Raw genomic sequence first — 17,400 nt, forward strand, 5'->3', positions numbered from 1 at the left:
TTGAAACACTTAGACGAACTTTGGTCGAGTGTCTTAGCCCAAGTTGAAACAAAAATCTCCAAACCAAGTTTTGAAACGTGGTTAAAATCGACAAAACTTTTGTCCTACCAGGATGATACAGTCACTATTTCAGCGCCAAATTCCTTTGCCCGTGATTGGTTAGAAAACCATTACGTACATTTGATTACTGGAATTTTATCGGATTCCACCGGCGATGATATGCTGATTAAATTTGTTGTGCCCAAAGATCAAGATATGGATGATTTTCAACTCCCCGCACCTCGTGTTAAACCGGGACAAGACCAGCAGCAAGAATTTTTGCCTGGCATGCTGAATCCTAAATACACTTTCGATACGTTTGTAATTGGTTCAGGCAACCGCTTCGCCCATGCCGCCTCTTTAGCCGTGGCCGAAGCGCCAGCAAAAGCTTATAACCCGCTGTTTATCTATGGGGGAGTAGGACTTGGCAAGACACATTTAATGCATGCAATTGGACATTATGTCCTAGAACACAATCCAAATGCCAAAGTGGTTTACTTATCTTCGGAGAAATTTACAAACGAATTCATCAATTCGATTCGCGACAATAAAACAGGTGAATTCCGTGACAAATACAGGGGTGTAGACATCCTCTTGATTGATGATATTCAATTTTTAGCAGGTAAAGAGCAGACACAGGAAGAATTCTTCCATACATTTAACACGCTACACGAAGAATCCAAGCAGATCATCATTTCGAGTGACCGGCCTCCCAAAGAGATCCCGACACTAGAAGATCGGCTCCGTTCGCGCTTTGAATGGGGCTTGATCACGGATATCACACCTCCTGATTTAGAGACTCGGATTGCTATTTTGGGCAAAAAAGCAAAAGCTGATGGACTGGATATTCCGAACGACGTTATGACTTATATTGCTAATTCTATTGACTCAAATATCCGTGAACTTGAAGGAGCATTAATCCGGGTTGTGGCTTATTCCTCTTTGATCAACCGTGATATGAGCGCTGAACTGGCTGCTGAAGCTTTAAAAGACATCATGCCGAATTCGAAACCGAAAGTGATTACGATTTTGGACATCCAAAATGCAGTCGGTGACCAATTTAACGTCAAACTGGAAGATTTCAAAACCAAACGTCGTACAAAAGACATTGCGTATCCACGCCAAGTCGCCATGCACCTATCCCGTGAAATGACAGATTTCTCTTTACCCAAAATTGGAGAGGAATTTGGAGGACGTGACCATACAACCGTAATTCACGCCCACGATAAAATCTCTAAAATGCTAAAAGACAATCAGCAGCTCCAGCAGGACGTTAAAGATATCAAAAGTGCGCTTGGCAAGTAAAAGGCTGTGGATAACCCAGTAATTTAGCAAGCAGTTTATGCACAGTTTGTCTACATGTGGATAAACTGCTTTTATTGACTTTAAACGGCTTATCCACATATTCACAGCCCCTACTACTACTATTACTTTAAAAGCCTTTAAATAAAATATATATATAAGCGAGGTTCGAGAATGAAATTCGAGATAAAACGTGAACGACTAGTTGAAGGATTAAACGATGTAATGAAAGCAGTAAGTTCAAAAACAACCATTCCAATCTTAACGGGAATTAAAATGGACGTTTCTTCTGATGGAATGAGATTGACGGGCAGTGATTCTGACATCACGATCCAGACATTTATTCCGGCTGAAGAGGATGGGGAACAAATTATCCAAGTAACTGATGGAGGAAGTATTGTTCTTCAAGCGAAGGTTTTCGGAGAAATCATTCGTAAATTACCAACTAATGAAGTCGAAATTGAAATTACAGGGAATTTCCAGACTCATATTCGTTCTGGCAAATCGGAGTTCCATTTGATAGGCTTGGATGCTATGGATTATCCACAATTACCTGATATTCAAGATGATCGTCTATTTACCATTCCAGCTGATTTATTAAAAACCATCAATCGTGAAACCGTGTTTGCCGTCTCAAGTTCAGAAACACGTCCCGTATTGACGGGCGTTCATTGGGAAGTAAAAGATGGAGAACTAATTTGTGTCGCAACAGATAGCCACCGTCTAGCTCGCCGTAAAACAAAACTCGAAACATTACCAGAAGGTGAATACAGCGTTGTTATTCCTGGGAAAAGCTTGACCGAATTGAATAAAATCCTGGACGATACTTCTGAAGCAGTCGAAATCGTCATGACCAACCAACAGGTTTTATTCAAATCCAAGCACATTCTTTTCTTCTCTCGTCTATTAGAAGGGAACTATCCTGATACAACTCGTCTCATACCTGCAGAGTACAAAACGACTGTAACCGTAAATGGTCGTTCACTTCTGCAAGCGATTGACCGAGCGTCTTTATTGGCGAGAGAAGAGCGCAATAACGTAGTACGCTTCTCAGCAAAAGCTGGCAATGAAGTAGAAGTATCTTCTAATTCGCCGGAAGTAGGAAAAGTAGAAGAACAGTTACAAGCCCAAAGCATCGAAGGAGAAGAACTGAAGATCTCTTTTAGTGCCAAATTTATGATGGATGCGCTAAAAGCCATCGATGGACAAGATGTGGTGATTCAGTTTACTGGAGCTATGCGTCCATTCATCCTAAAATCAGCATTAGATGATTCAATTTTGCAGCTGATTCTTCCTGTCCGAACATATTGAAATTAAAACAGACCCTCAGGATAGCCATCTAGGCTATCCTTTTTACTTTTTAGCTAAAATAGGATAAAATAGAGGGATAGACTATGAATCGAAGGATGAGTGCATTTTGAGAGAAATCGGGATTGAGACTGAATATATAACACTTGGGCAATTGTTGAAAATGACGGATACTATAAGTTCAGGCGGAATGGCCAAATGGTTTTTAGGAGAACACGAAGTATTTGTAAATGGAGAAGCTGAAAACCGCAGAGGCCGAAAATTGCGTCCAAATGATCTTATCAATATTCCAGAGTTCGGAGATTTTCGTATCGTGACCGCTGAAGGCATGAGCTTCGATGCGGATTGACCGCCTTGAGCTTGTCAATTATCGAAACTACGAATCGCTAGAACTAGATTTTTCTCCAGAGATCAATGTTTTCATAGGAGAAAATGCACAAGGTAAAACCAACATAATGGAATCACTGTATGTTTTATCCATGGCAAAATCGCATCGCACTTCAAATGACAAGGAACTAATACGCTGGGAAGCTGAATATGGTAAAATAAAAGCTGATGTTTACCGTAAATACGGCAAATTGCCTCTCGAAATCACTTTGTCGAAAAAAGGTAAGAAAGCGAAAGTCAATCATTTGGAACAACGCAGGTTGAGTGATTATGTTGGCCAATTGAATGTCGTTATGTTTGCTCCAGAAGACTTACACCTTGTCAAAGGAAGTCCGCAAGTGCGCAGACGTTTCATCGATATGGAGATTGGGCAGATTTCTCCAGTGTATCTACATGATTTAGTAACTTATCAAAAACTCCTCAAACAAAGAAATCATATATTGAAGCAACATTACGGAAAACAAACGATTAATGACGTCATGTTCGACGTCTATACAGAACAATTTATCGAATCGGCTGTCAAAATCATCCGCAAGCGGTATCAGTTTATGGAACTTTTGCAAAAATGGGCCGCACCGATTCATCACGGCATTTCCCGTGGGCTAGAACAACTTCAAATCCGCTATCAACCGATCAGCGGTTTAAAGCCTGAATGGACGCCTGAAGAAATGGCGTCTTTTTTAGAGCAGAAACTGGTAGAAGTGAGCAAACGTGAAATTGAAAGAGGCGTAACGCTTGTAGGTCCGCACCGAGATGAACTTCAATTTTTCGTTAACGGTTACGATGTTCAGACTTATGGTTCGCAAGGACAGCAACGAACCACCGCTTTGTCTTTAAAATTAGCTGAAATTGAGCTGATTAAGCAGGAAGTTGGAGAAGCACCAGTGCTGTTGCTAGACGATGTCCTCTCCGAATTGGATGACTACAGACAGTCCCATTTATTGAATACGATTAAAGGATCCGTGCAGACATTTGTCACAACGACAAGTGTTGAAGGCATCCAACATGAAACAATTAAAAGTGCGCGTCTTTTTGAAGTATCCCACGGGACAGTCAAGGAGTGAAAACATGTGTATATCCAAATTGGAACAGCACAAATCCTCCGAATAGCTGAAATTATTGCCGTTATCCCATACAAAAATAAGATGCCGGCTGTTTGTTCCTAAGGAATCCGTAAAATAGCTGATTGTGACCGAAGATTTCGTCTACAGTTCCCCTTATTAGACAAAGGCCGATCATGGAAAAATAGAAGAACACAGGTTGCAAAGAAGCGGGATAAAGAAATGTGTAAGAAAGAGCAGGTGAATGGAATGGCTATGGAAGAAAAAGGTCTACAAGAAGCATATGAAGCGAGTCAGATTCAGGTATTGGAAGGACTAGAAGCCGTTCGTAAAAGACCGGGGATGTATATCGGTTCTACGGGTTCAAGAGGGCTTCACCATTTAGTTTGGGAAATCGTCGATAATAGTATAGATGAGGCATTGGCCGGGCATTGTACCGAAATCAAAGTCTCCATTGAACCGGACAATTGGATTCGCGTAGAAGATAACGGACGCGGAATCCCTGTTGGCATGCAGGAAAAAATGGGGCGCCCTGCAGTTGAAGTCATCATGACAGTGTTGCATGCAGGCGGTAAATTCGGCGGCGGCGGCTATAAAGTATCAGGCGGTCTTCACGGCGTAGGCGCTTCTGTAGTAAATGCCTTGTCTGAAACGACAGAGGTTTTCGTTAATCGTGATGAAAAAAGACATTACATCAAGTTTGAACGAGGTGCAGTAGCAGAAGATTTACATGTCATTGGCGATTCTAATCATACTGGCACTACCATCCGTTTTAAGGCAGATAGTGAAATTTTCAAAGAAACCACCGTTTATGAATTCGATCTTCTAGACCATCGCCTGCGCGAACTTGCTTATTTGAACCGCGGCTTAAGAATTGTCGTGAAAGACGAACGCGAAGGTGAAGAAAAAGAGAAAATCTATCATTTCGAAGGCGGTATCAAGTCATACGTCGAGCATTTAAACAAAACAAAAGACCCGATCCATGAAGAAGCGATTTTCGTTGAAGCTGAAAGAGAAGGCATTACCGTTGAAGTTGCTATGCAATACAATGCCGGCTATGCAGCAAACATCTTTTCTTTTGCTAATAATATCAATACTCATGAAGGTGGAACGCATGAATCGGGCTTTAAAACTGCTTTAACGCGCGTAGTCAATGACTATGCCCGCAAAAATGGCATGCTGAAAGAGCAGGACCTGAATTTGACAGGCGATGATGTGCGTGAAGGATTAACTGCAATTATTTCTATTAAGCATCCGGATCCACAGTTTGAAGGCCAGACAAAAACCAAATTGGGCAATACGGAAGTCAGCACCATCGTCAATAATTTATTCTCTGGCGGATTTGATCGCTTCTTGTTGGAGAATCCATCCGTTTCGCGAAAAATTGTTGAAAAGGGAATTATGGCTTCCCATGCGCGAATGGCTGCTAAAAAAGCCCGCGAATTTACACGTCGCAAATCAGTACTTGAAGTATCAAGCCTTCCTGGTAAACTGGCCGATTGTTCATCACGTGATCCTAAAATTAGTGAAATTTATATCGTTGAGGGTGACTCAGCTGGAGGCTCGGCAAAATCAGGTCGTGACCGCCATTTCCAGGCCATTTTGCCGCTTCGCGGGAAAATCCTGAATGTGGAAAAAGCCCGTCTTGATCGAATCCTCACAAATGCTGAAATTCGCAATATTATTACGGCACTGGGCACAGGAATTGGCGAAGAATTCAATCTTGAAAAAGCGCGCTACCATAAAGTCGTCATCATGACCGATGCCGATGTCGACGGTGCTCATATCCGCACTTTGCTGCTGACGTTCTTTTTCCGTTATATGCGCCCATTGCTTGAGGCTGGCTATATTTATATTGCTCAGCCGCCATTGTTCCAGATCAAACAAGGCAAGCACGTGGATTATGTCTACACAGATGAACAACTGAAAGTGGCACTTGAAAAATTGTCTCCAACGCCGAAGCCGAATATTCAGCGGTATAAAGGATTAGGAGAAATGAACGCTACACAATTATGGGACACAACAATGGATCCAGATGTTCGGACACTGTTGCAGGTCACATTGAACGATGCGATGGTAGCAGATGAAACTTTCCACATCTTAATGGGAGACGACGTTGAACCGCGCCGTAATTTTATCGAAGAAAATGCGAAATACGTTAAAAATCTGGACGTTTAAGCGATGTAAAGTTGAGAGGAGGCTGCGGATATGGCTGAACGGCCAAGCAGCGGTGTTGAAGAAATAAACATAAGTACGGAAATGCGAACTTCTTTTTTGGATTATGCAATGAGCGTAATCGTATCCCGTGCCTTACCGGATGTGCGTGATGGGTTAAAACCAGTCCATCGCCGCATTTTATATGCAATGCATGATTTAGGAATTACCTCAGACAAGGCCTATAAAAAATCAGCACGTATCGTCGGAGATGTTATTGGTAAATACCATCCCCACGGTGATGTAGCTGTTTACGAAACCATGGTCCGCATGGCACAAGATTTCAGCTATCGCTATATGCTAGTGGATGGACACGGGAATTTTGGATCAGTCGATGGAGATTCGGCTGCAGCGATGCGTTACACGGAGTCCAAAATGTCGAAAATTTCCATGGAATTGCTGCGTGACCTAAACAAAAATACAATTGACTACAGAGATAATTACGATGGTCAGGAAAAAGAACCAGTTGTTTTGCCAAGCCGTTTCCCTAACCTTTTAGTAAATGGAACTTCCGGTATCGCAGTTGGAATGGCAACCAATATTCCACCGCATCATTTAGGTGAAACAATTGATGCCGTGCTGGCATTGGCTGACAATCCGGCCATCACTACAGAAGAGCTGATGGAATTCATTCCTGGCCCTGATTTCCCGACTGGCGGCATCATTCTCGGCCGCAGTGGCATTCGACGTGCTTATGAAACCGGGAAAGGCTCTGTTCTAATCCGTTCAGTTGTCGATATTGAAACGAAAGCCAATGGTAAGGAAGTTATCATCGTCAACGAAATTCCTTATCAAGTAAACAAAGCCCGTTTGATTGAGAAGATTGCCGAGCTCGTGCGCGATAAGCGGATAGACGGCATCACTGATCTGCGGGATGAATCTGACCGTAACGGCATGCGCATCGTCATCGAAGTTCGTAGAGATGCCAGTGCAAGTGTCTTACTAAATAATTTATATAAACAAACAGCTATGCAAACAAGCTTCGGCATCAATATGCTGGCGTTGGTAGATGGTCATCCGAAAGTCCTGGGCTTGAAAGAAGTTCTTTTCCACTATTTGGAGCATCAAAAAGTGGTTATTCGCCGCCGTACACAATTCGAGCTGACCAAAGCGGAAGATCGCGCGCATATTTTAGAAGGTTTACGTATTGCCTTGGACCATATCGATGCGATTATCGCCTTAATTCGTGGTTCACAGACTGCTGAGCAGGCACGCAATGGATTGATGACTGATTTCAATTTGACTGAACGCCAATCGCAAGCGATTTTAGATATGCGCCTGCAGCGTTTGACTGGGTTGGAACGGGATAAAATCGAGGAAGAATATCTAGCACTTGTAAAATTGATCGAAGAACTCCGGGATATTCTGGCAAATGAACACCGCATCCTTGAAATCATCCAAGAAGAGATGCTTGAAATAAAAGAACGTTTCAGCGATAAACGGAGAACGGAAATCACGACAGGTGGAGCGGAAATGTTCGAAGATGAAGATTTGATTCCAGTGGAAGCTTCGGTATTGACGCTAACCCATAATGGCTACATCAAACGTTTGCCAGCTAACACTTACCGCAGTCAAAAGCGTGGCGGACGCGGAGTGCAGGGCATGGGCACAAACGAAGACGATTTTGTTGAACATTTACTGTACACGTCTACCCACGACACTATTTTGTTCTTCACGAACAAAGGGAAAGTGTATCGTAAAAAAGGCTATCAGATTCCTGAGTACGGCCGGACCGCCAAAGGCTTGCCTCTGGTTAACCTGTTGGAAATCAGCAAGGAAGAAAAAGTCACAGCCGTTATACGTGTCGATGAATTCAAAGAAGATGCTTTCTTCTTCTTCACGACACGCGAAGGCATCAGTAAACGGACCCCTGTGACAAATTATTCTAACATCCGTCAAAACGGCTTGATTGCCATCAGCCTTCGAGAAGAAGATGAACTGATTTCAGTGAAGCTAACAGACGGCAATAAAGAAATGGTTATTGGTACGAAAAATGGTGCCTTAATTCGATTCCCTGAAACGGATATTCGCAGCATGGGCCGAACGGCAACTGGCGTACGAGGTATCCGTCTTCGCGAAGGAGATGCGGTAGTCGGCATGGAGATTTTGGATCCTAACGACAACGTATTAGTTATCACAGAGAAAGGATACGGCAAACAGACGAAAGAATCTGAGTATCGTGTCCAATCCAGAGGCGGAATGGGAATCAAGACTTGCCAAATCACTGATAAAAACGGACCTCTTGTTGCAGTTCGAACTGTTAATGGAACGGAAGACATCATGCTGATCACCGTCAACGGGATTTTGATCCGTATGGACGTTAATGATATCTCAACAACAGGCAGAAGTACGCAAGGTGTTCGGTTAATTCGATTGGGTGACGATGAGATTGTCGCTACTGTGGCCAAAGTTAAGAAAGATATTGAGATTCCTGAAGATTTGGAAGAGATCGAAGGGGACATCGAAAAAACATTGATCGAAGAAAGTGCTGAAGCAGATGTTTTTGAAGAAGAAGATATGGTTGCGGATGAAAAGATTGATGATATAGAAGAAACTCCAGAAAAAGACGAAGAGTAATACGAAACTTTCAGCCTGCTGACTTCATTCAGCGGGTTTTTTTGCGGCAAATATTTAGTAATAAGTCTATGCAGAACTGCTCGGGTCAATGAATGATTTCATTGAATCAAAGAGTTTGTCAGGGTTTCACTGGGTTATAGATGCCAGCAAGGATTTGTGAGCCGTGGTATGACAGCGGGTGTTTTGACTTCTTCCTGGATATTTTCTGCGATCGTTTTGAAGTGGGAACTTTTCACAATGGCTGCGACAACTCTTGCGATAGCGAAAATTTTTTCCCAAAAGACATGCTGGGCTTGCTACAGAAACTAGTAATTGCTCTGGCTGAGGTGCTTAGTCTTGGTGGTCTCGTCTGTACAAAGAAACAGAGACGACAAGGACTGCTATGCTGTGCTTGAAGCAAAAGTATTGAACAGTTCAATTTGAGAAAGTGCCATAAACTTTCCGCGCTCGCAGGAGGTATACGGGTGTGTAAAAAAGACTGCCGTTTTGTCCTTTTCGAGCGACGCAGCCAGTTCTGCGAACTCCGACCCGTTGTCGGAAGTAATGGTCTTGAAGACCTGAGCGAAGTTCGCGTCAAACTTGTTCCGCACGAGTTCCAACGCTTTCGTAATGGAATCACTGCCCTTGTCATCGATCCGGATGATGATTTCCTGGCGGGTCTTCCGTTCAGTCAGCGTCATCAAGGCTTCGTCCTGGCTTTTCTTGCCGATGACCGTATCGATTTCCCAATGACCGAATTCGGTCCGGTCTTCCACGGCTTCCGGTCGCTCTTCGATACTGCGGCCAAGCACGCGCTTGTTCACTCGGATCCGCCGCTTTTTTGTATTCAGCCGCACTTTCATCGGGAGGTCGATGTTTTTGACCCCGATGTAGCCAAGCTCGATGTAATTGTAAAGCGTTTTGGTGCAGACCCGTTTGCCTTCGAATTGTTCATGGAATGTTGCAGAGCCGCAGACCGCGTCGGGTGACCAATGGTCGTCCAAGATTTTGGTTTCTGCGTACTGGATAAATCCGATGGCGTCATCTAGCTTGAGTTTGGCTCCACAGGCTTGGCGGTTTTCTTCGTATTTCAACTGTCCGGTTTCCGGAAAGTAGGCTTCGAATGTCGCACGGCCGGTCTTCATCTGCGTGACGGTGCCACGTTTGAGTTCTCGGCTGATTGTGCTTTTGGCGCAGCCAATCGCTTCTGCAATAGCGGTTTGGGTTTTTCCCTCCTCCTGAAGCGCGGCGATTCGCCCACGGTCGAAAGGGGTCAAGTGTTTAAACGAGCGTTTTGGTGTGGTAGACTGTGTGTGCCATAGATAAACCTCCGTATCGATTGATGTTTCGTCGACTTAATCATACACGGTTTATCTGTGGCTTTTTCTGTTTTTTTAGCAAGTTAGCTGTTGCATTTCATTTTACAACTAGCCGTCAAAAAAGAGTTTCGATAAAACTAAAGTTTTTTTGCATAAACTGTTGACTCATACATATCAGCATGGTATATTAATCAAGTCGCCAATGAGCGCGGCAAATAAACTGAACCTTGAAAACTGAACAGCAAAACGTCAACGAAAGACGTCACGAGCACGACTTTTGCGAAGGTTGCCACCGGCAATTGGAGCAGAGTTGTCCATCTACTCGGTGTTCGTGACTACAACTTACTGATCAGCTTTGTGCAGATCAAGCCATCTTCGGATGGTGCCAGCAACAACTAGAGCAGTCAAATGTTCTCTATAATGGAGAGTTTGATCCTGGCTCAGGACGAACGCTGGCGGCGTGCCTAATACATGCAAGTCGAGCGGAACCAGAGGAGCTTGCTCCTTCTGGTTTAGCGGCGGACGGGTGAGTAACACGTGGGCAACCTGCCCTGCAGATCGGGATAACTCCGGGAAACCGGTGCTAATACCGAATAGTTTGTCGCCTCTCCTGAGGCGGCACGGAAAGACGGCATCTCGCTGTCACTGCAGGATGGGCCCGCGGCGCATTAGCTAGTTGGTGGGGTAATGGCCTACCAAGGCGACGATGCGTAGCCGACCTGAGAGGGTGATCGGCCACACTGGGACTGAGACACGGCCCAGACTCCTACGGGAGGCAGCAGTAGGGAATCTTCCGCAATGGACGAAAGTCTGACGGAGCAACGCCGCGTGAGTGACGAAGGTTTTCGGATCGTAAAACTCTGTTGTGAGGGAAGAACAAGTACCAACTAACTACTGGTACCTTGACGGTACCTCACCAGAAAGCCACGGCTAACTACGTGCCAGCAGCCGCGGTAATACGTAGGTGGCAAGCGTTGTCCGGAATTATTGGGCGTAAAGCGCGCGCAGGCGGTTCTTTAAGTCTGATGTGAAAGCCCACGGCTCAACCGTGGAGGGTCATTGGAAACTGGAGAACTTGAGTGCAGAAGAGGAAAGTGGAATTCCATGTGTAGCGGTGAAATGCGTAGAGATGTGGAGGAACACCAGTGGCGAAGGCGACTTTCTGGTCTGTAACTGACGCTGAGGCGCGAAAGCGTGGGGAGCAAACAGGATTAGATACCCTGGTAGTCCACGCCGTAAACGATGAGTGCTAAGTGTTAGGGGGTTTCCGCCCCTTAGTGCTGCAGCTAACGCATTAAGCACTCCGCCTGGGGAGTACGGCCGCAAGGCTGAAACTCAAAGGAATTGACGGGGGCCCGCACAAGCGGTGGAGCATGTGGTTTAATTCGAAGCAACGCGAAGAACCTTACCAGGTCTTGACATCCCGCTGCCCGGTGTAGAGATACGCCTTTCCCTTCGGGGACAGCGGTGACAGGTGGTGCATGGTTGTCGTCAGCTCGTGTCGTGAGATGTTGGGTTAAGTCCCGCAACGAGCGCAACCCTTGATCTTAGTTGCCAGCATTTAGTTGGGCACTCTAAGGTGACTGCCGGTGACAAACCGGAGGAAGGTGGGGATGACGTCAAATCATCATGCCCCTTATGACCTGGGCTACACACGTGCTACAATGGACGGTACAAAGGGCTGCAACCCCGCGAGGGCAAGCCAATCCCAGAAAACCGTTCTCAGTTCGGATTGCAGGCTGCAACTCGCCTGCATGAAGCCGGAATCGCTAGTAATCGTGGATCAGCATGCCACGGTGAATACGTTCCCGGGCCTTGTACACACCGCCCGTCACACCACGAGAGTTTGTAACACCCGAAGTCGGTGAGGTAACCCTTGTGGAGCCAGCCGCCGAAGGTGGGACGGATGATTGGGGTGAAGTCGTAACAAGGTAGCCGTATCGGAAGGTGCGGCTGGATCACCTCCTTTCTAAGGATAAATTCGGAACCGAGGTTTTCTCGGGGTTGACGTTTTGCGTTCAGTTTTGAAGGTTCACCTTCAGGCGGCAACGCCTTTTTTTGTGACTTTCAATCTTGTTCTTTGAAAACTGGATAAAATGACATTGAAACAAAAATGAAGCAATTCATGTACGCTTGGCACTTGGTGCCACAACTTTTTAATTAACCATTGGTTAAGTTAGAAAGGGCGCACGGTGGATGCCTTGGCACTAGGAGCCGAAGAAGGACGGCACTAACACCGATATGCTTCGGGGAGCTGTAAGTGAGCTGTGATCCGGAGATTTCCGAATGGGGGAACCCGCTGCCTTTAATTGGGCAGTATCCATGTGTGAATTGATAGCACATGAGAAGGCAGACCCAGGGAACTGAAACATCTAAGTACCTGGAGGAAGAGAAAGCAAATGCGATTCCCTGAGTAGCGGCGAGCGAAACGGGATCAGCCCAAACCAAGAGGCTTGCCTCTTGGGGTTGTAGGACACTCTATACGGAGTTACAAAAGGCAGGATTAGGCGAAGCGACCTGGAACGGTCCGCCACAGCGGGTAATAGCCCCGTAGCCGAAAACCCTGCCTCTCCAGAGTGGATCCTGAGTACGGCGGAACACGTGAAATTCCGTCGGAATCCGGGAGGACCATCTCCCAAGGCTAAATACTTCCTAGTGACCGATAGTGAACCAGTACCGTGAGGGAAAGGTGAAAAGCACCCCGGAAGGGGAGTGAAATAGATCCTGAAACCGTGTGCCTACAAGTAGTCAAAGCCCGTTAATGGGTGATGGCGTGCCTTTTGTAGAATGAACCGGCGAGTTACGATTGCATGCAAGGTTAAGCTGAGAAGGCGGAGCCGCAGCGAAAGCGAGTCTGAATAGGGCGACAGAGTATGCAGTTGTAGACCCGAAACCAGGTGATCTACCCATGTCCAGGGTGAAGGTAAGGTAACACTTACTGGAGGCCCGAACCCACGCACGTTGAAAAGTGCGGGGATGAGGTGTGGGTAGCGGAGAAATTCCAATCGAACCTGGAGATAGCTGGTTCTCTCCGAAATAGCTTTAGGGCTAGCCTCAAGATAGAGAATCCTGGAGGTAGAGCACTGTTTGGACTAGGGGCCCATCCCGGGTTACCGAATTCAGACAAACTCCGAATGCCAGTGATTTATGCTTGGGAGTCAGACTGCGAGTGATAAGATCCGTAGTCAAGAGGGAAACAGCCCAGACCACCAGCTAAGGTCCCCAAATATCCGTTAAGTGGAAAAGGATGTGGCGTTGCTTAGACAACCAGGATGTTGGCTTAGAAGCAGCCATCATTTAAAGAGTGCGTAATAGCTCACTGGTCGAGTGACACTGCGCCGAAAATGTACCGGGGCTAAACGGATTACCGAAGCTGTGGATGGATCTCTTCGGAGATCCGTGGTAGGAGAGCGTTCTAAGGGCGTTGAAGTCAGACCGGAAGGACTGGTGGAGCGCTTAGAAGTGAGAATGCCGGTATGAGTAACGAAAGACGGGTGAGAATCCCGTCCACCGAATGCCTAAGGTTTCCTGAGGAAGGCTCGTCCGCTCAGGGTTAGTCGGGACCTAAGTCGAGGCCGATAGGCGTAGACGATGGACAACAGGTTGATATTCCTGTACCACCTCCCCGCCGTTTGAGCAATGGGGGGACGCAGAAGGATAAGGAGAGCGTGCCGTTGGTTGTGCACGTCCAAGCAGTGAGGCGTGGAATGAGGCAAATCCCATTCCTGATACGTTGAGCTGTGATGGCAAGAGGTTTACCTCAGAGTCCCTGATTTCACACTGCCAAGAAAAGCCTCTAGCGAGGCGGGAGGTGCCCGTACCGCAAACCGACACAGGTAGGCGAGAAGAGAATTCTAAGGTGAGCGAGTGAACTCTCGTTAAGGAACTCGGCAAAATGACCCCGTAACTTCGGGAGAAGGGGTGCTCTGGTAGGGTGAATAGCCCGAGAGAGCCGCAGTGAATAGGCCCAGGCGACTGTTTAGCAAAAACACAGGTCTCTGCAAAACCGTAAGGTGACGTATAGGGGCTGACGCCTGCCCGGTGCTGGAAGGTTAAGGGGAGTGCTTAGCGCAAGCGAAGGTGCGAACTGAAGCCCCAGTAAACGGCGGCCGTAACTATAACGGTCCTAAGGTAGCGAAATTCCTTGTCGGGTAAGTTCCGACCCGCACGAAAGGCGTAACGATCTGGGCACTGTCTCAACGAGAGACTCGGTGAAATTATAGTACCTGTGAAGATGCAGGTTACCCGCGACAGGACGGAAAGACCCCGTGGAGCTTTACTGTAGCCTGATATTGAATTTTGGTGCAACTTGTACAGGATAGGTAGGAGCCTTAGAGCCCGGAGCGCCAGCTTCGGAGGAGGCGTCGGTGGGATACTACCCTGGTTGTATTGAAATTCTAACCCACATCCCTGATCGGGATGGGAGACAGTGTCAGGCGGGCAGTTTGACTGGGGCGGTCGCCTCCTAAAGAGTAACGGAGGCGCCCAAAGGTTCCCTCAGAATGGTTGGAAATCATTCGCAGAGTGTAAAGGCAGAAGGGAGCTTGACTGCGAGACGTACAGGTCGAGCAGGGTCGAAAGACGGGCTTAGTGATCCGGTGGTTCCGCATGGAAGGGCCATCGCTCAACGGATAAAAGCTACCCCGGGGATAACAGGCTTATCTCCCCCAAGAGTCCACATCGACGGGGAGGTTTGGCACCTCGATGTCGGCTCATCGCATCCTGGGGCTGTAGTCGGTCCCAAGGGTTGGGCTGTTCGCCCATTAAAGCGGTACGCGAGCTGGGTTCAGAACGTCGTGAGACAGTTCGGTCCCTATCCGTCGCGGGCGCAGGAAATTTGAGAGGAGCTGTCCTTAGTACGAGAGGACCGGGATGGACACACCGCTGGTGTACCAGTTGTTCTGCCAAGGGCATCGCTGGGTAGCTATGTGTGGCCGGGATAAGTGCTGAAAGCATCTAAGCACGAAGCCCCCCTCAAGATGAGATTTCCCATTGCGCAAGCAAGTAAGATCCCTCAAAGACGATGAGGTAGATAGGTTCGAGGTGGAAGCGTGGCGACACGTGCAGCTGACGAATACTAATCGATCGAGGACTTAACCAAACAATGTATCATGAAGGAATTTCAATGGGTCAATGTCGTTTATCCAGTTTTGAAAGAATAAGGAAAAGTTTTTTTATGAAAAAGCTTGTAAAAACCTGTGAGATTGGTATAATCAATCTTGTCTTTCAAAACCAAATAGTCCAGTGATGATGGCAAAGAGGCCACACCCGTTCCCATCCCGAACACGGCAGTTAAGCTCTTTTGCGCTGATGGTAGTTGGGGGTTTCCCCCTGTGAGAGTAAGACGTCGCTGGGCACATTGAAACAAGTCGTTACCGATTCCGGTAACGGCTTGTTTATTTCCATAGGTATTTCTTTTCATACAATTGCTTTTGAAAAAAGAAACTATTGTTCAACAATAAAAGATATTCTCTGAGTTTTAAGTGCATACAATTTCATAGCAAATATAAGAAAACTTTTCTATAACACAGTAATTAATTATTCTAAATATTTTTTCTTTTATCAGTTTCTTGACACACCATATCCGCGCTGATAACCTTACAATAATATTTAAAAGGAAGCAGGAGGCGCGTCTAACTATGTGGGAATCAAAATTTGTAAAAGAAGGATTAACGTTTGATGATGTATTACTTGTACCAGCCCATTCGGAAGTTTTGCCGAAAGATATTGATTTGGCCATTGAATTGACACCAACTCTTAAGTTGAAAATTCCAGTGATCAGTGCAGGCATGGATACAGTAACGGAAGCTAAGATGGCTATTGCTATGGCTCGCCAAGGCGGCTTGGGTGTCATTCATAAAAACATGAGCATTGAAGAACAGGCTGAACAAGTCGTCACTGTAAAACGTTCAGAGAACGGTGTTATTACAGATCCATTCTTCTTAACTCCTGAACACCAAGTTTATGATGCTGAACATTTAATGGGCAAATACCGGATTTCGGGTGTTCCAATTGTCAATAATGAAAGCGAACTTAAGCTGGTCGGTATCATTACGAACCGTGATTTACGTTTTATCCAAGATTATTCTTTGAAAATTAATGACGTAATGACAAAAGAGAAATTAGTCACTGCTCCTATTGGAACTACGTTAGAAGATGCTGAGAAGATTCTGCAGCAATACAAGATTGAAAAATTACCAATTGTTGATAGCCAAGGCGTATTAAAAGGTTTGATTACCATTAAGGATATCGAAAAAGTAATTGAATTCCCTAATGCTGCGAAAGATCAGCACGGCCGTTTGCTTGTAGGTGCTGCTGTAGGGGTCACTTCAGATACAATGAAACGGGTCGAGCAGCTCGTGAAGGCTTCTGTCGACGTCATCGTATTGGATACAGCTCATGGACATTCAGCAGGCGTTTTGGGCATGGTTAAGCAGATTCGTGCAACCTATCCGGAATTGGCGATTATTGCTGGAAATGTGGCTACTGCTACAGGAACTAAAGCATTGATCGAGGCTGGTGCAGATGTAGTTAAAGTTGGTATCGGGCCTGGTTCTATCTGTACGACTCGTGTTGTAGCGGGTGTCGGGGTTCCTCAAATTACGGCTGTTTATGACTGCGCAACAGAAGCACGTAAGCATGATAAAACAATTATTGCTGATGGTGGGATCAAGTATTCTGGAGACATCATTAAAGCATTGGCAGCGGGCGGACATGTGGTTATGCTTGGTAGTTTGTTGGCTGGGACGACTGAAAGTCCAGGAGACACTGAAATTTTCCAAGGTCGCCGCTTTAAAACGTACCGTGGCATGGGGTCGATTGCTTCTATGGAAAAAGGATCGAAAGACCGCTACTTCCAAGACGATGCGAAAAAACTGGTTCCAGAAGGTATTGAGGGCCGCTTGCCATATAAAGGACCACTTTCGGATACGATTCATCAATTACTGGGTGGTATTCGTGCAGGAATGGGCTATTGTGGAACAAAAGATTTACAGGCTTTGCGCGAGGAAGCACAATTTATTCGTATGACGGGTGCTGGATTACGTGAAAGCCATCCGCATGATGTACAAATTACTAAAGAATCTCCAAACTACTCAATTTAATTTAGTTAAAGGCATCTTTTCCTTCGGTTAAAATGAAGGAAAAGATGCCTTTTTCATGTTTTTGTTTTTATGCACAACGAATATGATAAAATAGCATGTGGAATCTTATAA

At 45.9% G+C, this 17,400-nt stretch carries 7 protein-coding genes, 3 rRNA genes and 1 pseudogene; 10 read left to right on the top strand and 1 reads right to left on the bottom strand.

All coding sequences use genetic code 11. The features are described from left to right. The 6 genes from dnaA to gyrA all read left to right on the top strand — a co-directional run bounded on the left by dnaA (position 1) and on the right by gyrA (position 8,888). The gene (gene dnaA, locus BBH88_RS00005) at positions 1-1,344 is read left to right on the top strand and encodes a chromosomal replication initiator protein DnaA (RefSeq protein WP_006830545.1); all 1,344 of its coding nucleotides are present in this window, start codon (positions 1-3) and stop codon (positions 1,342-1,344) included. A gap of 171 nt (positions 1,345-1,515) precedes the next feature. Beyond that, on the top strand, positions 1,516-2,652 hold the full coding sequence (gene dnaN, locus BBH88_RS00010; protein ID WP_006830544.1) for a DNA polymerase III subunit beta: 1,137 nt from the start codon (positions 1,516-1,518) through the stop codon (positions 2,650-2,652). Between the two features lie 106 nt (positions 2,653-2,758). Next, positions 2,759-2,998, top strand: a complete 240-nt coding sequence (gene yaaA / locus BBH88_RS00015; RefSeq protein ID WP_006830543.1) for a S4 domain-containing protein YaaA — start codon at positions 2,759-2,761, stop codon at positions 2,996-2,998. Further along, positions 2,988-4,100: a DNA replication/repair protein RecF gene (gene recF / locus BBH88_RS00020; RefSeq protein WP_006830542.1), complete on the top strand. Its 1,113-nt coding sequence runs from the start codon at positions 2,988-2,990 to the stop codon at positions 4,098-4,100. Before yaaA ends, recF begins: the two co-directional genes overlap by 11 nt. A 246-nt stretch (positions 4,101-4,346) precedes the next feature. Beyond that, complete coding sequence (gyrB, locus tag BBH88_RS00025) at positions 4,347-6,275, top strand: DNA topoisomerase (ATP-hydrolyzing) subunit B (protein WP_006830541.1); 1,929 nt, start codon at positions 4,347-4,349, stop codon at positions 6,273-6,275. 30 nt (positions 6,276-6,305) lie between these two features. Then, positions 6,306-8,888 (top strand): DNA gyrase subunit A, encoded by a 2,583-nt coding sequence (gyrA, locus tag BBH88_RS00030; RefSeq protein ID WP_006830540.1) that lies wholly within the window; start codon positions 6,306-6,308, stop codon positions 8,886-8,888. A 440-nt stretch (positions 8,889-9,328) separates the two neighbouring features. Here the strand turns inward: gyrA and BBH88_RS00035 are convergent. Then, positions 9,329-10,207: pseudogene (locus tag BBH88_RS00035) on the bottom strand (IS30 family transposase); the annotation flags it as partial. Positions 10,208-10,603: 396 nt separating this feature from the next. On the opposite strand from BBH88_RS00035, the gene BBH88_RS00040 reads away from it, so the two are divergent. The 4 genes from BBH88_RS00040 (at position 10,604) to guaB (ending at position 17,289) form a co-directional block, all read left to right on the top strand. Beyond that, positions 10,604-12,155, top strand: a 16S ribosomal RNA gene (locus BBH88_RS00040). A gap of 200 nt (positions 12,156-12,355) precedes the next feature. Next, positions 12,356-15,287 (top strand): 23S ribosomal RNA (locus BBH88_RS00045). 139 nt (positions 15,288-15,426) lie between these two features. Then, positions 15,427-15,542, top strand: a 5S ribosomal RNA gene (rrf, locus tag BBH88_RS00050). Together the 16S, 23S and 5S rRNA genes form the textbook arrangement of a ribosomal RNA operon. A gap of 283 nt (positions 15,543-15,825) precedes the next feature. Further along, positions 15,826-17,289, top strand: a complete 1,464-nt coding sequence (gene guaB, locus BBH88_RS00055) for an IMP dehydrogenase (RefSeq protein ID WP_006829489.1) — start codon at positions 15,826-15,828, stop codon at positions 17,287-17,289. Positions 17,290-17,400 lie beyond the last annotated feature (111 nt).

Source organism: Planococcus antarcticus DSM 14505, assembly GCF_001687565.2.
Lineage (GTDB): Bacteria > Bacillota > Bacilli > Bacillales_A > Planococcaceae > Planococcus > Planococcus antarcticus.